Origin of the sequence: Aquiflexum gelatinilyticum (assembly GCF_024813435.1) — a bacterium.
Taxonomy (GTDB): domain Bacteria; phylum Bacteroidota; class Bacteroidia; order Cytophagales; family Cyclobacteriaceae; genus Cognataquiflexum; species Cognataquiflexum gelatinilyticum.
Genome location: NZ_JANAEZ010000001.1, coordinates 398,289 through 421,515, shown reverse-complemented (window position 1 = coordinate 421,515; position 23,227 = coordinate 398,289). Strand labels below are relative to the sequence as shown.

The window sequence follows — 23,227 nt, the reverse complement described above, 5'->3', positions numbered from 1 at the left end:
TTAAACCAAAATATCTTTTACTACTTTACCGTGTACATCGGTCAACCTGTACCTTCTCCCCAAGTGTTTGTAGGTAAGCCTTTCATGATCTATCCCCATCAGATGCAGGATAGTGGCTTGGAAATCATGGACATGAACCGGATTTTCTACAATGTTGTATCCGAATTCATCTGTTTCTCCATAGACCATTCCTGACTTGACACCGCCGCCGGCCATCCAAATGGAAAATGCCCTCGGATGGTGGTCACGGCCATAGTTATCCACTTGGATTTTGCCCTGACAGTAGTTTGTTCTTCCAAATTCCCCACCCCAAATCACAAGCGTTTCATCCAATAAGCCTCTTTGCTTCAGGTCTGTGATCAGCGCTGCTGAAGCCTGATCCACATCCTTTGCCTGACCGACCATCTGATTGGGCAGGTTGTCATGGGCATCCCATCCCTGATGGTAGAGCTGTACAAATCGGACTCCGTTTTCAGAAAGTTTTCTAGCCAAAAGGCAGTTGGCAGCGTATGTTCCCGGTATCAAGCAGTCCGGACCATAAAGTTTGATGATGCTATCAGGTTCTGACTTGATATCAGTCACTTCCGGTACAGCAGTCTGCATGCGGAAAGCCATTTCATATTGTTGGACTTTGGCTTGGATTTCGGGATCACCAAAAGTCTCATAATTCATATTGTTCAGTTCGGCCAACTTATCCAACATCCTTCTTCTGTCTTCCCGGTTCATCCCTTTGGGATCTTTGAGATATAGGACGGGATCTTCACTAGCGGAAAATTGAACTCCTTGATGGACAGAATCCAAAAATCCATTGGTCCAAAGTTTGGAATATACGCCTTGCCCGTTTCCTTTTCCACGGCTCAAAAGCACACAAAAAGAAGGAAGATTGCTGTTTTCACTTCCAAGTCCATAACTCAACCAAGCTCCCATACTTGGGCGGTTGCCCACTTGTGCACCTGTCTGGAAGAATGTCAAGGCAGGATCATGGTTGATGGCTTCCGTATGCATGGACTTGATGATACAGATGTCATCCACTACTTTGGCGGTATGGGGGAATGCCTCAGAAATCCAGGCGCGGGATTCACCATATTGGTTAAATTTGAAGAAAGAACCTACTAACGGAAAAGAGCTTTGACCAGCTGTCATGCCTGTCAATCTTTGACCTGCCCGGATGGAGTCGGGTAGTTCCTGTCCGATCTGTTGGTTTAGCAATGGCTTGTAATCAAATGTCTCCAACTGAGACGGTGCACCGTTTTGAAAAAGGTAAATCACTCTTTTTGCCTTCGGAGCAAAATGAGGTAAAGCTTCCATCAAGGCATCTTCACCGCTTTTGCCTTTGAACAAATCAGGAATCAATAGACTTCCCAAAGCAATACTTCCCAAACCCAAACTGACCTTTGAAAGAAACTTTCTCCTGTTCTCGTTTAATCCGTGTTCAAATTGTTCTTTTTCCATCTCAAATTTTGGTTATTGCTTCTTCAAGGTTATACATCGCCAGGATTACCTGCATCATGGCAGCGGTGTTTGGGGCTATTTTTTCCTCTTTGATCGGGTATTCACCCACTCTGAATAAATCATCAGCGGAAGCCTGGTCTTTGCTGAATCGTGACAATTCTTCTTCGAAATAACCGGAAAGAATGTCCAATTCCTTCGAATTTGGCGCCCTGCAAAGGATTCTCTTGAAAGCCTCTTCTATGGCTGTTTCCGGCTCGGATTCTTTTTCGGTCAACTGACTTGCCAAAACCCGTGAAGCTTCCATCACCAAGGGATCATTCATCATGACCAATGCCTGAAGCGGGGTGTTGGTCCTTCCTCTGTTGACTTCACATTGGTCTCTGTTTGACCCATCAAATATGATCGGCATCGGAGGTGGTGAAGTGAGCTTGATAAAGGTGTAAAGGCCTCTTCTGTAAAGCTTTTCTCCTTTGTCCTGTTTGTAGGTTTTGAGTTCTCCTCGCCCTGATGTGGCTGCTTCCCAAAGCCCTTCAGGCTGATAAGGCTTCACGCTTGGCCCACCTATTTCAGGTACAAGCAGGCCCGAACTCGCCAAAACCAAATCCCTGATATTCTCGGCAGGCAATCTCAATCTAGGTGACCTAGCCAAATAAATATTGTCAGGATCTGTATTCAAATGCTTCTTGGTAACCTTCGAAGACTGCATGTACGTTGCCGAAGTCATTATTTTTTTAAGCAGGCGCTTTACATCCCAATCATTTTCCATGAAATCAACAGCAAGCCAGTCTAAGAGTTCAGGATGGGAGGGGAGATCTCCCTGCATCCCAAAATCACCCGTAGACTTGACAATGCCCACGCCGAAGATTTCCTGCCACATCAGATTGACAAAAACCCTCGCAGTAAGCGGGTTGTTTTTGTCTACAGTCCACTGTGCAAGTCCAAGTCTGTTTTTGGGCAGATCATCAGGAAAGGAAAAAATACTTTCGGGCGTATTTGGAGTGACTGGCGTGGTACGGGCGTCATATAAACCCCGGTTTAGAATATAAGTAGTTCTTAAGGTATCCAATTCATCCATCACAGAGACCATCAGTTTACTTGTATCCTGATGGTTGATAAATGTGAGGAGTTCGTTGATATCGTCTCTTGCTATCCAAAGAATCGGAGTTTTGGCCGGTTTTGATTGGGAGACGTCACCTTCATATCCTTTTTCGGGAGTATTGTTAAAGAAGGCAAACATCTCGTAGAAGTTTTTCTGAGAAATCGGATCGTACTTATGGTCGTGGCACTGAGCACATTCCATGGTAATTCCAAGGATTCCTTTGGTAAAAGTATTGGATTTGTCTAGGACATATTCCACCCTGTATTCCTCAGGAATTACTCCTCCTTCTTCGGTATATTTATGATTTCTGTTGAAAGCTGTGGCTAAAATCTGTTCTTTGTTTGCATTTGGAAGCATATCACCTGCCAATTGCCACGTGATGAATTGGTCGTAGGGAAGGTTTTTATTGAAGGCATGGATGACCCAATCCCTATAAGGCCATTGGGTTCGGATATTATCATCCTGATAGCCATAGGAATCCGAATACCTGGAGATATCCATCCAAAGAACAGCCATTTTCTCCCCAAATGTGGGCAGGTTCATGATTTTGTCAACAGCTTTTTCGTAAGCTTCAGGGCTGTCGTCTTTTTCAAAGGCATTGATCATTTCAGGGGTCGGAGGCAGACCTGTCAGGTCAAGACTTACCCTTTTCAGTAATTCGTGCTTTTCTGCCTGATCATTTGGATCCAAGCCCAATTTGTTCATTTTGGCCAAAGTGAAATAGTCTATTTCATTTCTAGGCCATTCTTTGTCTTTGATTTTGGGTAATTCGGCTTTTTTGGGACTTACAAAGGCCCAATGTGGTTCATACTGTGCCCCCTGTTCGATCCATCTTTTGATCAAGTCAATTTCACTTTCAGTCAGGGAAAGATTTGACTCAGGCGGAGGCATCAGTTCATTGGGATCAGTGCTGACTATCCTGTGGTAAAGCTGGGAACCGTTTAGGTCATTGGGAATGATAGCATACTTTCCGGGGCTTTCTTTCAAGGCAGCATAGGCTGTTTCAGGAAGATCTAATCTCAAACCTGCTTCCTGCTTATTGGCATCAGGTCCATGACAGGCAAAACACTTGTCAGAAAGTATCGGTCGGATATGGAAGTTATAACTTAATTGCTCACCTTCCCCAAAACTCACTTCGGAAGAATTGTTTGGTTTACAAGCTACAAAAAGGTAGAGAAGCAGAAAGAGAAAGGGACTGAGGTACTTCATGGTTATCTTTGGCATTATTCTATTCGAGTCAGTAATTTCGTAAAAAAATTAATAAACTTCAATTTCTTATTCTAAATTTTTATAAATAGACAGAATAAATAAATTAAATGGATATCAGAATTGCGGCTTTAAATAAGCTTTCTCTAATATCCTGATTTTTCTCTGATTTTTTGTTCCCTGTTTAAATTCTATCTTTAGCCCAAGAACAAATTTTTAAGCATGAGTGAATTATCGGCCATTCCAATGAAAAGTTGGGTACAGATTCCAAAAGATTCAGATTTCAGCATTTATAACCTGCCATTTGGGATATTTCAGACCAAGAGGATTTCTCCGAGGGCAGGCATTGCTATCGGAGACAAGATTGTGGACTTGGCAGTATTGCACGAGGAAGGTTTTTTTTCCGACATGACGCAAATGTCTCACGGGGTTTTCCAAAAAGATACATTGAATGACTTCATTGCTTTGGGTAAGTCCACTACCAAAAGGGTCAGGGAAAAAGTACAGGAACTGCTCAAAGAGGAAAACGGTGCACTGCGCGACCATCAGAGTCGGGGAAAAGCCATCGTTAGCAGGAGTGAAGCACAGATGTTGCTTCCTGTCAAAATCGGAGATTATACCGATTTCTATAGCAGCCTCGAGCATGCGACCAATGTAGGAAAGATGTTTCGTGATCCTGAAAATGCGCTGTTACCCAATTGGAAACACCTGCCCGTTGGATACCATGGAAGAGCGTCTTCTATAGTGCCTTCCGGTACGCCTATCATCAGACCCAAAGGTCAGTTCAAAGATCCGGACATGGAGAAACCTGAATTTGGGCCGAGCAAAAGATTGGATTTTGAATTGGAAATGGCTTTTATCATCGGTAAACCCACGAAAATGGGCGACAGTGTCAGCACCGAAGATGCCGAAGATTACATCTTTGGTATGGTGCTGTTTAATGATTGGTCGGCACGGGATATTCAAGCTTGGGAATATGTGCCTTTGGGCCCTTTCCTTGGTAAAAATTTCGCATCAAGCATTTCTCCTTGGATCGTGACTTTGGAGGCATTGGAAACCTTCAGGCTTGCAGGACCAAAGCAGGAACCGGAAGTGTTGCCTTATCTTCAATATAAAACTGACCATGCTTTTGATATCAAACTTGAAGTTTTGATCCAACCCGAGGGACTCAAAGCCACCAAGGTCTGTACTTCCAATTTCAAGTACATGTATTGGAATATCGCCCAACAGCTTGCCCACCATACTATCAACGGCTGTAATATCAATGTCGGGGACATGATGGCATCGGGAACGATCTCGGGCCCGACCGAAGACAGCTTTGGTTCCATGCTTGAACTTTCATGGAAAGGAACAAAACCGGTAATACTGGAAGAAGGAGGCGAACGCAAATTTATCCAAGACGGAGATTCCGTCATCATGAAAGGCTATGCCGAAAAAAATGGAATCCGGATTGGTTTTGGGGAAGTGGAGGGAAAAGTTTTGCCGGCGAAGTGAATAGAAAATGAAATATCGAAAAATTAAAAAAGCCTCCTTTGTAAATTTGGAGGCTTTTTTTGATTCAAGTATAAAATGAATATTATCCTCTTTTAAAAGCAATCGGTATAGTCATTTTGGTCTTTTCGGGAATTCCATTGATAGTCAAAGGAATCCAACCATTTTTGAATGTTTCTACCATGCGTTTGGCTTCATCTTCCAAGGAAGCATGGCTTTCTCCTTTATTTTTGATTTGGACATTTTCGGCTTTCCCCGTTACGTTTATATCAAACTCTACCAATACTCTTCCTTCAGCTTCCGCATTGATAGCCGCTTTGGGATATTTTAAATTATTCCGTAAATGCATGCTCCAAGCCTGGATTCCTCCTTTTGCTTCAGGTTTTGTGATTTTATCTACTGATTCCAATTCTCCAAACTCATTGAAATGTGATCTTGAGCTGATCATTCCCGCAATTTGTTTTTCAACAGATTTTTTCATTCCGTTTTCATGGAAAAAAGTGATTTCTCTATTATTTTCAGTAATGATTAATGTTTCTTTGGAAGCTCCACCAGGATAAAAAAGTTCGATTTTTCTTTCACTGACTAAACCTGAATTTTTATCGATTTTCCATGATTCTTTTCCGATTTCATTTTCCAAAGAGTCCAAAATCGTAAAACTCAATTCTTTTTTATCAAGAGGGTTAACACGAAAATAGAAGCCTGATGATGAGGAATTTCCTAACTCATTAAAATCCTTATCCAAAACAGTTTTTTCTTGGCTGAATACATTAGAAATAGTGAAACAGAAAATAAGGGAAAAGAAGCAGCTTTTTACCATGGTGATTTGATGAAATTGTTTTTAAATATTAACATTTAAGGTGAAATGAAAAAATTTTTTCCAATTATTATCCATTGGACATTCTTCCTTTACCAAAACTTCATTTCATCCCCTCATATTAAATCTTATTTTTGCACCGCATATCTTTTAAAACCTATTTGAGATGAATCATATCAATCCCACCACCACACAAGCTTGGTCCAAACTCCAACAATTGGCTGATGCCAATAAGGATACCCATATCAAAAATCTATTTGCTGACAGTTCCCGCTTCGAAAAATTCTCCATCAAGCTTGAAGATATCTTGGTGGACTTTTCCAAAAACCGTTTCGACGATAACATATTTTCTGAATTGCTTGAGCTTGCCAAAGAAACAGGCCTGAAAAAAGCCATCGAAGCGATGTACTTAGGGGAAAAAATCAACGGAACCGAAGGCCGGGCCGTATTACATACCGCATTGCGGAACCGTTCCAATTCCCCTGTTTATTTTGAAGGAAAGGATGTGATGCCTGACATCAATGATGTTTTGGCTCAAATGAAAGGTTTTGCAGACCAGATTTCGAGTGGAAAATGGTTGGGATATACCGGCAAGCCCATCAAATCCCTTGTCAACATCGGAATCGGAGGCTCGGATTTGGGTCCTGTGATGGTGACTGAAGCTTTGAAACCTTACCAAAACCCCGACTTGGAGATTTTCTTTGTTTCTAATGTGGACGGAACACACATCGCGGAGACTTTGAAGAAAGTGGACGCAGAGACGACCTTGTTTTTTATCGCATCCAAAACTTTCACCACTCAAGAAACCATGACCAATGCCCATTCAGCTAGGAATTGGTTTTTGGAACATGCCAAAGCTGAAAGTGCAGTTGCCAAGCATTTTGTGGCCTTGTCCACCAATGCCAAAGCAGTCACCGAATTTGGAATCGACCCTCAAAATATGTTTGCTTTTTGGGATTGGGTAGGAGGAAGGTATTCTCTTTGGTCAGCCATCGGATTGCCTATCGCCTGTGCGATTGGATTTGACAATTTCGAGAAATTGCTCGCCGGTGCACACAGCATGGACCTGCATTTTAGAAATACTGATTTTGACAAGAATATTCCGGTGATCTTGGCTTTGATCGGATTGTGGAATACCAATTTCTTGGGTGCGACTTCTGAAGCAATCTTGCCTTATGACCAATATATGCACCGATTTGCCGCATATTTCCAACAGGGAAACATGGAATCCAATGGGAAATATGTGACTCGGGATGGCCAAAAGGTCAATTACAGCACGGGACCGGTGATTTGGGGAGAACCGGGAACCAACGGTCAACACGCTTTTTACCAGCTAATCCATCAGGGAACACATTTGATCCCCTGTGATTTTATTGCTCCGGCGATTTCCCATAATCCCATTTCTGACCATCATGTGAAGTTGCTCTCCAATTTCTTTGCACAGACTGAGGCCCTTATGAATGGGAAGACCCTTGAGGAAGTAACTGCCGAAATGACCAAAGCCGGAAAACCTGAAGCGGAAATAGCCAAAATCGCTCCTCACAGGGTTTTTGAAGGAAACCGACCTACCAATTCTATTTTGGTAAAACAGCTTACACCTTACACTTTGGGGCAGTTAGTAGCGATGTATGAGCACAAGATTTTTGTGCAGGGAGTGATTTGGAATATATACAGCTTTGACCAATGGGGAGTGGAGTTGGGTAAAGTTTTGGCCAATGCTATTTTGCTTGAACTGGTTAATGAAAATAAAGTAAGCAGCCATGATGCATCCACAAACGGATTGATCAATGCTTACAAAGAAATGAGAGGGTAGGAAGGAAGTACGAAGTTGGAAGTAAGAAGTAAAAATGTAAGACCTTTGAGGTTTTTTCAAACCTCGAAGGTCTTTTTTTTACAGGAAATCATCCTGAGTAAATAGGATTTATTGTTACTTCAAAAAAATGCAAATCGGATTATTTAAATTCAACTCAAAATACACTAATTGTCTGATTTATAATCAATCAGCCTTTTGAGATTGGATTGTAGGTCGGGGAAATCCTGCTGTTGCCCTTCGTATACGACATTATCAATTTTCCACTTGTTGTTTTCTTTGATCATAACTATTTGGTCTCTCCAGCTTTGGTTGTATGCAGTGTTTTGGAACATTACTTTGACATGGGCAACTTGTCCTTCCATAGATATTTCTTCGATACTTGCACTGTTATGACCTTCATAAAGACTTGTAAAAACATCCCCTTCGATCATCATCGGTTTGTCGGTGGGAAAGTCACTTTCTTTCATTTTTTTGGCTTCATAGATTTCCTTCTCAATTGCCTTACTGATCAAATTCTGTAATTCCTTTGAAATCATTGCAGTATCAGCTGTTCGGAAGTTGCCGTCATAACCTGAGTAAAATCCTTCTACGACGTTTTTTATCTCAGCTTCTTGATTATTGCCACAACCCATCAAAATGTATATAGAGCAAACAAGGATGAAATATGGAAATTTGAAATTCATAGTCCTTAGCTGGAAATCAATTTGGGACTACAAATGAAACTGCTGCTACAGTGGTGGGGTTGATATTGGGAAATACTTCAACGCCTGAGGTCGGGTCCTCCCAATTGTTGGATATGAAGGAATCGCCATACATCCTGACATAAACTGTCTGTCCGGCTGTAAAGCCCATTTCCAACAGCTTTTCTTTGGTAAATCCTGTATTGGCACTCAAACTCGAAAAACTCAAAACCTCACTTCTCGCCGTAAATTTGGTGTTGGAAACATCTGCAAATGGACCTAAAAAGTAGCGGACAAAAGCTTTGTTGGAGGAAGTTGGTACAGGTGATAAATTATAATCAAAACTTACACCGACTTCACCATTTAATAAAAACTCACTGAATGTCAATCCTGTTACGGTGGTTGTGGAATTTTTTCCAAAAGGAATATTTTGAACCACAGTAGAGATTACATCTTTAACATAGACATGAGAAATTCCAAAAACCTTCAAAGTTCCATAGCCGGATTTGCTGATTTCAAACTGGTAACTGTCATAGGGGAGGTCATTGAAAGTATACCTTCCGGTGTTGTCAGCAGTTGCTGTGAATGTTTGACCTGTAAGGTTGGAAGCTGTAATTGTCACTCCCCCGGCATCATTAGTGATTATTAACTTGTCATCAAAAGTCTGGATATTTCCTAACAAAGTACCTTTGGTAGGAATAGACGGAGTGTCATTATCATCAGAACATGAAGAAATAAAAGCTGCAGAAAAAATACTAAGTGCAATAAATGCAGCCTTAAAAATTGAATTTAGATTCTTTTTCATAAATGTTTTATAAGATTTTGGTTGTGGTTATATCTATTTACAAATAGAAATAAAAGTATGAAATATATAAAATTTCAGACTAAAAAGTTTGTGGATTAAATTATGAAAATATAAAAAATAATATTTTTGGCAAAAATTAGATATTTATATTTTGCTTAGAGTGTCTCTTTTTTGAGATAAGGTTTGAACCGAATCCCAATCCCAACAATCCTAAAAATGGACCAAGTCCCAAAACCGGAAATAAATAGATGGGATCAAGGTGGAGGGAAAGGAAATTGAGGAGCTGAATGCTGATGATCGTGATGCCAAAGCCGACACTGTTGACAATTGTCAGGGAGGTTCCTCGTGTTGCCTCAGGTGCATTTTGGGCGACCATGGTCGAAAACATCGGTGAATCCGCCGTGACCGCCAATCCCCAAACCATCAAAAATACCAACAGCACTTCCTGAGAATCTTGAAAAATAAGCAGGGGGGAAATAAAGCAACAGATCCCTGATATGGCAAGTGCAAAGGAAGCTATTGCTTTTGGAGTGAATTTCCCTGACAATATTCCCGCTACACTACATGATATTGCACCAACAGCTATAATCGTAAACGACCAAAACGCAGCATCCAATTGCAATTCGTGGATTGAATTATAATACTGAAGGATGAAGGGTAAAAAAGCCCAAAAAGCATAAAGCTCCCACATATGTCCAAAATACCCATAGGCCGCTGATCGGATTGATTTAGTTTTAAAAACTTTAAAGAAAACAGTGAAATCAAAACCATGGCTTTTTTTCCGGTAAGGGCCGTTTGGTACGAATGCAACGATTGTCAACCCACCAATCAAAGCCAAGACTGTAGTGGCGTCAATTACATATCTCCAGGGAAGCGGATCCAGAATACTTCTTACCAAGTGGGGAAAAGCAGTTCCCAAAACCAAGGCTCCAATCAAAAAACCCAAAGATTTGCCTAATCCTTTTTGGAAATAATCTGAGGCAATTTTCATTCCTACCGGATATATCCCCGCAAGAAAAAATCCGGTTCCGAACCTGAAAAGCAAAATTTCCAAGGCACTGATATCCTCGATTCGGATAGCAAAGTTAAATGCAGATGCTACCACCGAACTGCAAAAAAACACCCAAGATGGGGAGAATTTGTCTGCGACAGTCAGAATGGAGAAAACCAAAGTACCTGCGATAAATCCAAACTGCACTGCACTTGTCAAGTGACCAAGGTATTCCGGCGCAAGCTTGATTTCCTTTGCGAGATCGGGTAACACTGCATTTCCTGCAAACCAAAGCGAAGTACTCAAAAACTGTGAGAGGACAATCAGCGGCAGGATTTTTTTCATCTACAAGTATAGACTTCTTTTTAAGAAAATCACTTTCCTTTCATCACTTCTGAGTCCCATGCATGGTCGTTGAGTGTGAACTTTCTATGGAGTTCAGATGAAAGTAATGCCTCCTGCATTTCAATCTGTCTCCTTACTGCGGAAATATATTCTTTTTGGTCGTGTTTTACTTTGACCAATTCACTTAAAGCTGATTCATCATATTTCAGGAAACTTTGCCCCAAGCGGTGGACAGTATGGGACCGAAAACCAAGTTTTGTCAGGACTTCCTTTCCTAACCTGATCGATGTATCCAGATGTTCCCTATAAATATTGGGTACATCCATTTCCATCAATTCGAATGCATCCACTCTGTTTTTTGCACGGATCATCATTTCCAGATTTGGGAAATGTTTCTTTACCGTCTCGACCAATAGGTAATTGGTTTCGGGGCTGTCTATGGCAGAAATGAGGATTTTGGCATCGTGGGCCCCTGCAGCTTCCAACAAATCTGCCCGTGTGGCATCTCCGTAATACACCTTAAATCCCATTTTTCTTAAAAGGTCCACCCTATCAGAATCATTGTCCAAAATAGTCGCCTTTACACCGTTGGCTCGGAGAAATCTCCCGATGGTGCTTCCAAAATGTGAAAAGCCGACGATGATCACGCTGTGTTTTTCCTCAACTGTATCTGCTTCTTTTTCCTCTTTTTCCAAAGTTCCAACCCGGGGAAGGATCAATTTTTCGTTCAATAATATTAATAGAGGAGTTACTGTCATACTGATGGCAGTAATGGCCATGAGCATTTCGGTGGTGGGTTTGTCCAAAATTTGTAGCTGACTCGCAAATGAATAAGTCACAAAAGAAAACTCACCCACCTGACTTAGGCCTATCGAAAAGATAAGGTTTTGGTCCAAACTGAGTCTCGCGTATTTGCCGATTCCGATCAAAATCAATGTTTTGATCAAAAGGATCCCCAAAGTGATGGAAATGATCAAACCTGCATTTTCGCCGATCAGTCCAAAATTGATGGATGCACCGACTGCGATGAAAAACAATCCCAACAACAATCCCTTGAAGGGATCCAAATCACTTTCCAATTCATGTTTGAATTCTGAATTGGCCAAAACAACTCCTGCCAAAAAAGTACCCAAAGCAGGACTGAGGCCTACCAATTCCATCAGAAAGGCGATGCCGACCACGATTAGCAAGGCTGAGGCAACAAACAACTCTCTCAACCGTGTTCTTGCGATGATCCTCAATATTGGTACAAAAGCATACCTACCCAACAAGACCACCAAACCCACTGCGCCGATTACGAATAAGGTCTGAATCCATCCGGCAAACTGCTCGACAGGACTTCCATGATGATCACTTGATAGGGCTTCGCCTGCGACCACCAACAATGGAATGATAGCCAACATCGGAATCACCGCAATGTCCTGCATCAGAAGAACCGCAAAAGAGTTTTTTCCGGCTGCGGAATCCAATTGGTTTTTTTCTTTTAAAGACTGCAATACTATCGCAGTAGAGGAAAGGGATAGGGACATAGAAACAGCCAGCGACACTTGCCATGAAAATCCAAAACCAACCATGATCCCAAAAAAAGCCACTGTTGTAAGCAAAACTTGAGACAATCCGATCCTTGTAATCATGGCGCGCATTTGCCAGAGTTTGGCAGGTTCTAATTCCAGACCTATTAGAAAAAGCATCATGACCACGCCAAATTCCGCAAAATGCATGATGTCTTCCCCTTCCTCCCCAATAAACTCAAGGACATAAGGTCCGATGATGATTCCTGCCAATAAATAACCCAATACAGATCCCATCCCTAATTTTTTGGCTATAGGAACGCAGATGATGGCTGCTGCCAAATAGATGATTGCTTGAAATAAAAAACTGTCTTCCATGGCTTATATGCTAAGTTGGTTCAAACTGTCCATCGACATTATTTCCTCAGATAATGATGTGGAATCACGAAGAAAGATCAGCAATCTTCGGTAAGCGTCACCGACAGATTTCAATTCCTCATTAATTATTTTGTGGGTACCATTGACCTGAAATGGCGGAAGGTAAGTCATATTACAAAGTTTGGCTGTCTGGTAAAAAGGCAAGAAAAATTCCTTAATAGTAAATCCATGTTTGCCTTCTTTAGAATATGCATCCTTGGCACCGCCCGAACTCACTGCGTTGAGTATGTATTTTCCTTTTAGAAATACTCCTCCTGGTCCATAGGCCCATCCAAATTCCAAAACCAAATCAATCCATTGCTTGAGTAATGGTGGAGCTGAATACCAATAGACCGGATGTTGCCAGATGATGATATCAGCCATAATCAGGGTTTCTTGCTCAGTCTGAACATCAATGTTAAAATCTGGATACAATTCATATAAGTCCCTGATTTCGACATTTTCAAGATTTGAAACCGCATTGACCAAAGTTTGAGTCACCACTGAATGCTCGTATTTTGGATGTGCCAATAAGATCAGTACTTTTTTCATATTTATTAAAAACAAAATTCCGGTATTCTCATTTGGAAAATTTCCAAACCACGATTTGGCCAAGCAACATAGTTCATCAAAGTCTTAATCCATTAAATATCCGACTCGAATTCAATTCATCAATTAAGCCCCTTAGGGACCTTTCCATGATACTGATATCGTTTTTGGTATGCCTCGGCCAAAGCAAGGATTTTGGCTTCGTCAAAATAATTGCCTACCAAAGTGATGCTTGTCGGCCTTCCTTTTTTATCAAATCCATTTGGTACACTGATTACAGGATGACCTGTAAGGTTGGTGATGAGCATCTGCCTTCCTCCAAAAGTAGGAGAGATAACGACATCATAATCTTTAATCAGCCTGTGCATTTCTTCAATTAGCATCCTTCTATGCCGGTTTGCCTGAAGGTATTCTACAGCAGGAATAAACCTGGACTGACGAAGGGAATTTGCCCTTGAACCTTTGTCTTGCTCTACCATCAAGCTATCTCTTCCAGACAAAATCAATTGATCAAAAAATGCTCCCGATTCAGCTCGGAGAATGATATCAAATACGTTGAAAGGATAATCCTTTGGCAATTCTACTTTTCCCAGGTTAATCCCCATTTTTCTAAATTCTTCCAAAGTCCGTTGGTTATGGATATGGTTTGAAGAAGTATCCGATTCAAATTGGCTGTAGAAGTAACCGACCTTTAGGTCTTTCAAGTCTGCTTCACTTAACAATTCAAAGCTGACATTTTGGACAGAGCGGTCCTTGCCATCCTGCCCGCGGATATAATCATATACAACGGCACAATCAGCAGCATACCTGCACATCGGTCCTACTTTGTCCATACTCCATGAAAGCGTCATAAAACCTGACCTGCTCACTGCTCCAAAAGTAGGCCTCAATCCGGTCACTCCGCATCGAGTGGAGGGTGAAACAATCGACCCGAGTGTTTCTGTTCCTATCGAAAATCCTACCAATCCTGCCGAGGTAGCCGAACCTGAACCTGCAGATGAACCTGTAGCTCCTTGCGTCAGGTCCCAAGGATTTTTGGTTTTCCCGCCAAACCATACATCTCCTCTTGCCAAGCTACCTGAGACAAGTTTGCCCAAAAGGACTGCTCCTGCTTCTTCCAGCTTTAAAGCCACGGTAGCTGTTTCGTTGATGACTTGATCTTTGTATGGTGCTGCGCCCCAAGTTGTAGGGTAATCCGGAACTGCTGCAAGGTCTTTGATTCCATAAGGAATGCCATGCAGCGGCCCTTTGTAATTTCCCGAAGCAATCTCTTCATCTGCCTTTTGGGCTTGGGACAAAGCCAAATCCTCAGTCACGGTAATAAATGCCTGCAGTTTTGGATCGTATTTTTTTATTCTTTCAAGGTAAATCTTTGTTAACTCAACCGATGAAATCTGTCCTGATTTGATCAAACCGGCTAAATCCATGATTGCCATAAAAGCTATCTCTTCGGGATTTTTTGGAAGTTTTATGTTTTCATTTACCTTCCATTCTACCAATCCTGAGCTAGTTTTGAAATTCAAATCCAAGGGGTAGGGATCAAATGAAACAGCAGGCTCAAGGTTATTGTACAAAGAAAAAGTCCGCATGCTGTCAAATCCTTTGCGGTTGCCTTCAAGGTAAGATAACATGGTGTCAATTTCTGCGTCATTAAAGTTCAGATTGAAAAGCCTTTGAGCAGCTTTGACATCTTCCCTTCCAATAGATGAAGTGTTTTTAGCAAGGACAAAGCCAACTATAACTCCAAATAAGGCGCCTAGGAGAATCAGTAATCCAAATTTATTTTTCATTCTTTTTTATAAGGATAACAAATGGTCACTGAAAGAGGGGGGGGGGATCCTTGCAGAAATGATTAAAATAAAATCAACTTACCTGTTTACAAAAGGGAGATTTAACGGAAGTATTATTTGGTATTTAACCTTCGAATCCGATTTTTTTATGGCTTCCATCGCAAAAAGGTTTGTTTCCTGAAGCCCCACAACGGCAAAAAGCCGTCACTTTGAATTTCTTTTCAGATTTTCCATCCTTGAATTTGACTTCAATATTGCCATAGACCATCAGAGGGCCATTTGGCATTACTTCTACAAGCTGCTCAGAAGAAGCACTTTCTAACTCTCTGGCTTCATCGTTATAATAAAATCCCAAAGCCCCTGATGGACATTTCTTGATTTGTGAGACAATCGCTTCGGTATTCGCTCCATTTTGGTCAATCCAAGGCCTTTTTTCGAAATTAAAAACCCCTGGCAGCCCGGTTACGCAGTTTTTGGAATGGATGCATTTGTCAGGTTCCCAAGTGATGGTGACTTCTCCGTTTGAATATTCTTTCTTGATCATGATTTGTGGTTTTGGTGTAGTATTGGTTTTAATTTAATAAATTATTTCAAACCAATACATCTCTTAAGTCCTTATTTCTTGCAAATACTCCACGGGCGAATGGGCAGAGAGGAAGGATTTTTATATTGTTTTGCCTGGCAAACTCTACTCCTGCAACCACAAGTTTTTTACCAAGGCCGGTACCGTTATAGGCTGGGCTGACTTCTGTATGGTCGATGATGATTTTGTCTTCACCGGCTATCGAATAGGTCATTAGACCTGCTTGGATTCCATTGTCGATGGCGGTGAATTTACCTTTGTTTCCGGATTCTGTTTGAATTATTTCCATGGTGTAGTTGTGGTTTGGTGCAGTTGTTACCAATTTAATGTATTTTGGGCTTTTCTTGCCTTATTTTAGAATTGTATTTCAAACACAAAACAATAGGTAAATAATTCAAAAAAATGAGTATCTTTTACCAATTATTCTATTGTTTGAATTAAATCCAAATTATGTTTGAACCCACGTTTTTTATGGATGCTTTTTTTTCGGTCCATTCCTTATATACCAAAAATTCTGTTCTTGGGTTTGTTACCAATCAGGATGAATCCGCCCTTCAGATAGAAAGAGCAGTACTTTTAGCATTGGTTCCGGTGGTGGTGGCATTCTCTTTTATTGTATTTGTTTTTTACCGTGCTAAAAGGGAGTCCTTTTTTAAGCAAAAAGAAACAGAAATGAAACTCGCCGTAGCCCAGGTAGAACTCAAGGCCCTTAGGGCACAGATCAATCCGCATTTTATTTTCAACTGCCTCAATTCCATCCACCATTATATGCATCAGCAGGATGCGGCAGTAGCGGGAAATTACCTTGTGAAGTTTTCCCAACTTATCCGCCACGTACTAGAAAGCTCCACACAAAGGATCGTACCCCTGAGCGATGAAATTGAAGCCAACAGAATATATATGCAACTGGAACAGCTGAGGATGAACAATGCCTTTGATTTCAGTATAGTATGGCACGATGAAATCAAACCTGAGGAGGTTTGCATCCCTCCAATGTTGATACAGCCATTTTTGGAAAATTCTATTTGGCATGGGGTTTCCAATGGAGGCAAAATAGAGGTGGAATTTGGGCTATTTGACCGTGACCATATCCGCTGCACCATCAGGGACAATGGAAAAACCGATTACGAAAAGTCAAGTATTGACTTATCAACAAAAGTGAAAAAGACATCTCTTGGAATGTCTTTGATGCGCGAACGTTTTGATACCCTTAATCTGGTAAGTACAGGAAAAGCAGGATTTACATTCACCTCAAGAGAAGATGGCTTGACTGGAAAGCAGGTTACAATTATGATACCTTTTGAAGATTAAAGATTTTTATGAAATACAAAGTATTGATTTTAGAAGATGAAAAGCATGCCCAAGAGACGCTAGCGGGGTATTTGAAAGGGTATTCCGATTTTGAATTGATGGGAATAGCAAGCGGAATAGGGGAGGTGCAACACCTCGTGGACACCCTTAGTCCTGATTTGCTTTTTAGCGATGTGATGTTGCCGCCACACACCTCTTTTGACTGGTTACAGACTTTAAGCCATTTTCCTTTTGAGATCATTTTCACTACTTCCTTTGAGGAATTTGCCATCAAGGCATTCCGTTTGGCCGCAGTGGATTACTTACTGAAACCGATCGACAAATCCGAATTTGAAAAAGCATTGAATAAATTCAGGCAAAAGAAGAAATCTGGAGAGGATTCTGACAATATTCTCCATCTAATCAATAACCTAAAGGAAAAAACAAGTCAAACCCGGATCGCTTTGCCGACGATGACTGGATTTTTGTTTGTGGCGATCAAGGACATCATCAGGTGCGAGTCGGACAATACCTATACGACATTCCATATGTCGGACAAAAGAAAGCTTGTTGTTTCTAAAACTCTCAAGGATTGCGAACAGCTACTTCAGGACTACCGATTCTTTAGGGTGCATAATTCTCATCTGATCAATCTGGAATATATCACCGAATATATTAAAGGAGAAGGAGGCTTGGTAAAGATGGCCGATGGTTCCCATGTGGATGTGTCCCGGAGGAGAAAGGATGAATTTCTGAAAGTGATTAGGTAGCCGGATTCCAAATTCTTTCTGGTTCCAGCCGGTCTCAATCAGGATGCCACCGATTTCTAATTCTTGATGTCAAAAGCGGAATTCCTGAAGTACATTCATAGTATTCTTTTGATGGTATGACAAAACTGGTGGTATCTACATTTATCGGCAATGGCAAAATGAAACTGTACCTGGATGACAAAGCCATCCTGCACAATTCGGATGCTGCAACAGTGGAAGTCAACGGTGACAGGGAATATGTAATCCATTGGTTTGTAAGAGGAGATGCCGACACAAGCTATTCGATTACCATCTCTTCCCCAAAAGAAGCCGAATTCCAGCTTACCCGAAGTATTGGAAAAGGAGGGAAGGATTGGGGAGGGATTAGGTTTTAAATTACTAAAACTACACACTTTAAAATTATATTAATATGGAAAAAGAAAAAAACAAATTTGGAATTAAGGATCACTATAAGATTTCTCTTAAAGATACAGTAGCTCTTATTTATGCATTTTTGAAACAGAAACCATTACATGAAATTGCAAGAAACGAGGCTATTGGCGGGACAATTAGTAAGGATTTTTTCGACAAAAACAAAATTATAGATTACATAGGAACTATGGGCTGGTTTTGTAGAAATTCACAAAATGAAAATTTTCCAAAGTTTTTTTTAGCATTTGAAACAGGAAATTATAATCCTTCGAATGTCCCAAGGGTGCCCCAATCTGATCATTTAAATTTTCCACATCACACTTTTGTTTATGAAAGTAAATATGAAGATACAGAAGCTGGAATTTATTCTATGCTAAATTGTCTTCAATATAAATGGTTAAGTGATGGGCAAATTCCTAAAAAAGAAGTAAAATCATATTTAAAAAACAAACCTCGAGATATTAGAGGTAAAAAATACAATAGATACCGATGTAATTTTTTCGAAAATAGCGCAACGGTTTTAAATGACATTGATGAATTTTTAAAGAATGATGAAATTGAAGCAATTAGATATTTCTTTGGTTATGATGATAGTGACTTGGATCATTATAATTCAAATAGAATTAGAGTTATTTTAATGGGAGTAGATAAAGAGGGAAAGAATATACTACCTGTAGACACAGTTAAAGAGACATATTCCTTGCTCCAAAATTCTTGGCCTCCACCACCACCAAAAATTCAAACTATTGAATAAATGGATTTAAGGAAAAAAGACCGAACTATTTCGGTCTTTTCATTTGTTTTTTTTAATGTAGAATTGAAATGGAACAGGATTGGTTTTTTTACTTGCAGTTGATATCCACCTTTTTGGTATTGTTTCCTATTGGTATTGGTGGGATTTATTATCAGGAAATCCGTTCCGTTTTCAGATACTTTATTGGTTTTCTGATTGTTGGATTTGCGGTAGACTTGGCAGGTTGGATATTTTACCTAACAGAAAACCAAAGCGGAAACCAGGTAGTCAGATATGCATACAACCTTTTTGAGCCAATTTTTTTGATTTGGTTTTTGAGGCATTTCAGTTCAAATAGCAAATTGAAGTTTCTTCTCATAAATGCTTGGATGATAGTTATTCCATTATGGTTGATTTCGGTATTCTTCAATGAATTTTTTCCGGTCTATAAAACCATAACCCAAATTATTATTGCTTTTACATCGTGTTTCTTCATTTTGCAGGTTGTTGAAAATGATTCAAAAATGATTCGCAATATTTCATTTTGGGTCCTGTTTGGGATATTTTTCTATAATTTCTGTACTTTCTTTTTTATGAGTTTCCTAAATACGACCCTTGGCTTAAACTTATGGTATTTGCACAATGTGATTAATGTGGCAACAAACCTGATTTACTTTGCCGGATTTTATTTTTCTTTCAAACCCCAAAACAGATTGGGGCGAGATTAAGAACCCTTATTATTGAATGCCATTCATTTTACCTTTTGGAAGTAGTACTTTTTTACCAAGTCATTTTATCCGTTTCATGGGAAAAATGATTTTTTGATCCCACCGAATTCTCTTTATAACCCCCCGTTATCAAATCCAGACCTACCTGCTACTAGCTGTTGGTATCCTTAAGTTAAGCAATTAGGTAAATTCATTACATCATTTACTTGACTGATACCTAATAAACTAAATTTTAATATTATGAAACCAAGTTTAAAAATTTACCTTTTGTTCTTCATGTTTTGTTCTTTCAATCTTTTTGGACAAGATCTGATTATTACCAATTCAAAAGAAGAACTTAAAACCAAAATCATTGAAATAGAAGAACTGCTTATCAAATACAAAAAATTTGATTTTCAGGATGGACCGATTTATTCAATCAAAAAATCTGAAGTTTTTCTAATTATTTACTCAAATGGAACCCGGGAAACTTTCAATGAAAAAGTTGTAGAAAGTGAAAACCAGAATTTAAAAAAAGGGAAAAATGTTTCTGACTACGAAAAGGAGGATCAAAGTCTAGCTTCATCTAGCATTAAACTAAAATCCGCTTCAATTGGGGATCGGACTCAACTTGACAATAAAGAATCAGCTGGGTCAAACTTGATGCTTTTTAATAAAGGCGACAAACTTTTTGGTATCGGAATAGGAACAGGTATTCTTTTAGGAAATTCAGGAGGAGTTGCCAAAGTCAGTATTCCCTATGGAAGTACCCGATTTGACAAGATACATATGGAATTTGGCGAAAATATGGCTGCAGGAGGCGGATTGTTTGCCTCTTATCATTCCTACTCAATCGGTATTTTAGGCAGTGAAGTTAATTCAAGCGTAATCTCAGGTGGTCTTTCCGGTACTTTTTATTATGGGATTTCAGAAAAGCTCTCTGTAGGGGCCGGGTTAAGAATTTTATACGTCAGCTTCAGTTCTTCTAATAATTATGGATATGCTGCTGACCCGGTTGGTAGTATTAATCTAAATGTTTTTGGCGCAGCATATTATAAAGTTGCAAAAAAACTGAACCTGTTTTCTGAGTTGAGTTCAGGAATTTCGAATGTTAATCTAGGTGTTCAATTTCATCTTTAATCCTCACTGATTTACATCATCATTATTACTTATCACATAAACTAATCCTAATTATGAAAAATTTAATTGTAAAATTAAGAACCTTGTTCTTTTCGTTAGTTCTTATATTGCTTTGCAGTAATTCATGTTTTGAATCTGATCCTCCAGATAGGTGCAATTGGGAACAAGAGTATACCACTTATTCTAATACCATCGACGCTTTTTTGAATAACCCGACACCTGCTACCTGTCAGAATCTAAAAACAAAAGCACTTCAAATGATAGATAAATTTGAAGACTGTGAGGACTTTACACCATATGTAACTGACCTACGATCAACTTGGAATTCCATCGACTGTTCTGACTTTTAAATCAAAAAAATCATGAAAAAATTAATCTTTTATTCTCTGCTATTCTCTATGTTTTTGGTTTCTTGCTTGCCAGATCCAAAACCCAGAAACGAAGTAAGTATTATTCCTGAATCATTTAATGGAAGGGATAATGTTGATTTAGGTACTGTCAATATAAATAACACCAATGTGACCATTAGTGTCTGGGATCATGGGCAAATAGATGGAGACATTGTTTCCATTTATGTCAACGGTAAATTGCTTGTAGATCAGGAAGTTTTGGATGGCCCTAATTTTCCAATAACCTTCTCAACGGATCTAGAGTATTCAGGATATAATTATGTTTTATTGTATGCCCATAATGAGGGTTCTTTACCACCAAATACTTGTACTATTTTAATTAATGATGGAGAAGTGGATGAAGAATTTGAACTAAGATCTGATTTATCGACAAATGGAGCTGTAAATATTGTAGTCAATTGAAACATGCTTTAAAAGCCGACATTTTACTATGTCGGCCTTTTTAATGGTTTCAGGTCTGAAATAAATGGGGATTTTCTGGGTGTGGAGGATCAAGGTGTATGGTAGAGTTCTTCACCTACTTACATCTTTAATTTTTTGAAAAGGAAATTGTCGGGTTCTCATAGAAGATTGGAAAGGTCACATTATGGAATGGCTCATGGTTTTAAATGCCGCTGCTTTAAGGATTGATCGAATTTAAAAACTCAATCATCAACTATGGATACCGAGAATAACCGAATTCCCTTTTCTTTCCTCCACTTTCTAGCCAGTCAAAGCCGATAACTAATTGTAGTTCGCTTTCACGTTTTTTCAATAGTAGCTTTCATTAACAAATTTCAGATTCCTTGGATCTGGGATAATTATTGGAATTTACTCTTCATCAACATTTAATCTCTTTTACAAATGAAATTAATTTTTAAAATAAGTTATTTCTTTTTTCTCATGATCGTTTTTGCCTGTGGTGTTCCTCCTGAAGAGCCAAGTGTCTTAGACCTCGAGGGTAGTCCCGGCAATCCCCGCTTCAACCTCCAGTTTACAAACCATGAAAATGTGGATCTTGACCTGATAGTCGAGACTCCGGGAGGAAGTTTGATTTTTTGGGACAATCCCACTGCTGAAAATGGTATGTTGGATTTGGACTGCTTTTGTGGGGAATGCGAAAATGGGCCTAATGAAAACATTTTTTGGGAGGACGGCTCAGCACCAAGCGGAACGTACACTTTTTGGGTCAATTACTACCAAAGCTGTAACGGAAAGAATGAACCTTCAGAATACACATTGCATGTGGTTAAAAACAATAAGATCATCGATACTAAAAAGGGTGTTCTCGGATCCGGGGCTACCACAACATGGACACATATTCAACCTTAAGAAACTATGAAAACCTATATTTTGCTTTTTTTATCATCCTTTTTAATGGTCAACATTGCCACCGCGCAGGACATCATTTACAAAAGAAATAGAGAAGAAATCAAAGTTTCTATCATGGAAATTGATTCCCTGGTTTTGAAATATAAAATCTATGACTTCTCAGAAAGCCCCGTCTTTACCATTAAGAAAGCTGAGGTAGAGAAAGTAATGTTTGAAAACGGATCCGTTTTGTATTTTGAATCAACCACCAATCAAATTCCTGTGGCTGTGGATACAGCTGCAATTTTAGCCCAAAAATTAGTGGTTGATCCAATTTCTGTTACCAAAAATACAGAAGATTCAGAGGAGGAACCCGATAAAATCAAGGAGAAAAGAAGGGCATCAGGTGGAGGATTTGGGGTCAAAGGTGGACTGAATTACAATTCCAACGGAGACTACTTTAATGATGCCCAGGTCGTTTTCGGGGATCCGATGAAAAACCTGGGATTCCATGCCGGATTTTTTGGCAAAATAAAATTTGGGCCTTTCTACCTCAGACCTGAGTTGGTTTACAGCCAATTAAAAACAGAGCTGGATAACGAAGTTTTTGTAACCCGAAGATTGGATGCACCTGTTTTACTGGGTTTTGGAATATTCAGGCAGTTCGTAAGCGTATTTGCCGGTCCATCATTTCATTACAGACTTGGAGATGACCTCAATAACATTTCGATTTCAGATGTTACCAATAATTTCAATGTAGGTTACCAAATGGGATTTGCTGTTAACATTGGAAAAGTGGGAATGGACCTGCGATACGAAAGAGAAATGGTGGGTAAGGAATTTGATTTAAACCAGGTTGTGAATGGAACCGGAGAGTTTAATTTTCAGCAATTGATTCTAGGTGTTTATTTTAAATTCTAACCCGAT

21 protein-coding genes are annotated in these 23,227 nt (G+C 39.7%); 10 read left to right on the top strand and 11 right to left on the bottom strand.

All coding sequences use genetic code 11. The annotated features are described in order from the left end of the window. Positions 1 to 1,452 (bottom strand): DUF1501 domain-containing protein, encoded by a 1,452-nt coding sequence (locus NK987_RS01770; protein ID WP_113924669.1) that lies wholly within the window; start codon positions 1,450 to 1,452, stop codon positions 1 to 3. 1 nt (position 1,453) lies between these two features. Continuing rightward, positions 1,454 to 3,760 (bottom strand): PSD1 and planctomycete cytochrome C domain-containing protein, encoded by a 2,307-nt coding sequence (locus NK987_RS01765; protein WP_259262476.1) that lies wholly within the window; start codon positions 3,758 to 3,760, stop codon positions 1,454 to 1,456. A 243-nt stretch (positions 3,761 to 4,003) separates the two neighbouring features. Between NK987_RS01765 and fahA the strand changes: the two genes are divergently transcribed. Next, the gene (gene fahA, locus NK987_RS01760) at positions 4,004 to 5,251 is read left to right on the top strand and encodes a fumarylacetoacetase (protein WP_259262906.1); all 1,248 of its coding nucleotides are present in this window, start codon (positions 4,004 to 4,006) and stop codon (positions 5,249 to 5,251) included. 82 nt (positions 5,252 to 5,333) lie between these two features. Here fahA and NK987_RS01755 read toward each other — a convergent pair whose 3' ends face one another. Further along, positions 5,334 to 6,068, bottom strand: a complete 735-nt coding sequence (locus NK987_RS01755) for an energy transducer TonB (protein ID WP_259262475.1) — start codon at positions 6,066 to 6,068, stop codon at positions 5,334 to 5,336. Positions 6,069 to 6,231: 163 nt separating this feature from the next. Here NK987_RS01755 and pgi point away from each other — a divergent pair, with 163 nt between their 5' ends. Further along, positions 6,232 to 7,878 (top strand): glucose-6-phosphate isomerase, encoded by a 1,647-nt coding sequence (pgi, locus tag NK987_RS01750; protein ID WP_258423355.1) that lies wholly within the window; start codon positions 6,232 to 6,234, stop codon positions 7,876 to 7,878. Between the two features lie 164 nt (positions 7,879 to 8,042). Here pgi and NK987_RS01745 read toward each other — a convergent pair whose 3' ends face one another. From NK987_RS01745 to NK987_RS01710, 8 genes are all read right to left on the bottom strand, one after another. Then, on the bottom strand, positions 8,043 to 8,561 hold the full coding sequence (locus NK987_RS01745; RefSeq protein WP_259262474.1) for a DUF3828 domain-containing protein: 519 nt from the start codon (positions 8,559 to 8,561) through the stop codon (positions 8,043 to 8,045). A 16-nt stretch (positions 8,562 to 8,577) separates the two neighbouring features. Beyond that, a complete protein-coding gene (locus NK987_RS01740) occupies positions 8,578 to 9,363 on the bottom strand; it encodes a carboxypeptidase regulatory-like domain-containing protein (RefSeq protein WP_258423357.1) in 786 nt (261 codons plus the stop codon). Positions 9,364 to 9,499: 136 nt separating this feature from the next. After that, a complete protein-coding gene (locus tag NK987_RS01735) occupies positions 9,500 to 10,699 on the bottom strand; it encodes an MFS transporter (RefSeq protein WP_259262473.1) in 1,200 nt (399 codons plus the stop codon). A 29-nt stretch (positions 10,700 to 10,728) separates the two neighbouring features. Next, the gene (locus NK987_RS01730) at positions 10,729 to 12,588 is read right to left on the bottom strand and encodes a monovalent cation:proton antiporter-2 (CPA2) family protein (protein WP_259262472.1); all 1,860 of its coding nucleotides are present in this window, start codon (positions 12,586 to 12,588) and stop codon (positions 10,729 to 10,731) included. A gap of 3 nt (positions 12,589 to 12,591) precedes the next feature. Further along, the gene (gene kefF, locus NK987_RS01725; RefSeq protein ID WP_259262471.1) at positions 12,592 to 13,179 is read right to left on the bottom strand and encodes a glutathione-regulated potassium-efflux system oxidoreductase KefF; all 588 of its coding nucleotides are present in this window, start codon (positions 13,177 to 13,179) and stop codon (positions 12,592 to 12,594) included. Between the two features lie 119 nt (positions 13,180 to 13,298). Further along, positions 13,299 to 14,966: an amidase gene (locus NK987_RS01720; protein WP_258423361.1), complete on the bottom strand. Its 1,668-nt coding sequence runs from the start codon at positions 14,964 to 14,966 to the stop codon at positions 13,299 to 13,301. A gap of 124 nt (positions 14,967 to 15,090) precedes the next feature. After that, positions 15,091 to 15,510 carry a (4Fe-4S)-binding protein gene (locus tag NK987_RS01715; protein WP_258423362.1) on the bottom strand — a complete coding sequence of 140 codons (420 nt, stop codon included), beginning with the start codon at positions 15,508 to 15,510 and terminating at the stop codon, positions 15,091 to 15,093. Between the two features lie 46 nt (positions 15,511 to 15,556). Beyond that, on the bottom strand, positions 15,557 to 15,838 hold the full coding sequence (locus NK987_RS01710; protein WP_258423363.1) for a GNAT family N-acetyltransferase: 282 nt from the start codon (positions 15,836 to 15,838) through the stop codon (positions 15,557 to 15,559). Positions 15,839 to 15,999: 161 nt separating this feature from the next. On the opposite strand from NK987_RS01710, the gene NK987_RS01705 reads away from it, so the two are divergent. From NK987_RS01705 to NK987_RS01670, 8 genes are all read left to right on the top strand, one after another. Then, positions 16,000 to 16,860, top strand: a complete 861-nt coding sequence (locus tag NK987_RS01705) for a sensor histidine kinase (RefSeq protein ID WP_259262470.1) — start codon at positions 16,000 to 16,002, stop codon at positions 16,858 to 16,860. Between the two features lie 8 nt (positions 16,861 to 16,868). Beyond that, entirely contained in the window at positions 16,869 to 17,609 is a 741-nt protein-coding gene (locus NK987_RS01700) for a LytR/AlgR family response regulator transcription factor (protein ID WP_259262469.1), read from the top strand. A 116-nt stretch (positions 17,610 to 17,725) separates the two neighbouring features. Next, entirely contained in the window at positions 17,726 to 17,983 is a 258-nt protein-coding gene (locus tag NK987_RS01695; protein ID WP_259262468.1) for a hypothetical protein, read from the top strand. Positions 17,984 to 18,018: 35 nt separating this feature from the next. Next, a complete protein-coding gene (locus NK987_RS01690; RefSeq protein ID WP_259262467.1) occupies positions 18,019 to 18,774 on the top strand; it encodes a hypothetical protein in 756 nt (251 codons plus the stop codon). Positions 18,775 to 19,721: 947 nt separating this feature from the next. After that, positions 19,722 to 20,600, top strand: a complete 879-nt coding sequence (locus tag NK987_RS01685) for a porin family protein (RefSeq protein WP_259262466.1) — start codon at positions 19,722 to 19,724, stop codon at positions 20,598 to 20,600. A 362-nt stretch (positions 20,601 to 20,962) separates the two neighbouring features. Next, complete coding sequence (locus tag NK987_RS01680; protein ID WP_259262465.1) at positions 20,963 to 21,412, top strand: hypothetical protein; 450 nt, start codon at positions 20,963 to 20,965, stop codon at positions 21,410 to 21,412. 441 nt (positions 21,413 to 21,853) lie between these two features. Beyond that, positions 21,854 to 22,321, top strand: coding sequence for a hypothetical protein (locus NK987_RS01675; RefSeq protein ID WP_259262464.1), 468 nt, complete (start codon positions 21,854 to 21,856; stop codon positions 22,319 to 22,321). A 6-nt stretch (positions 22,322 to 22,327) separates the two neighbouring features. Continuing rightward, a complete protein-coding gene (locus tag NK987_RS01670; RefSeq protein ID WP_259262463.1) occupies positions 22,328 to 23,221 on the top strand; it encodes a PorT family protein in 894 nt (297 codons plus the stop codon). Positions 23,222 to 23,227 lie beyond the last annotated feature (6 nt).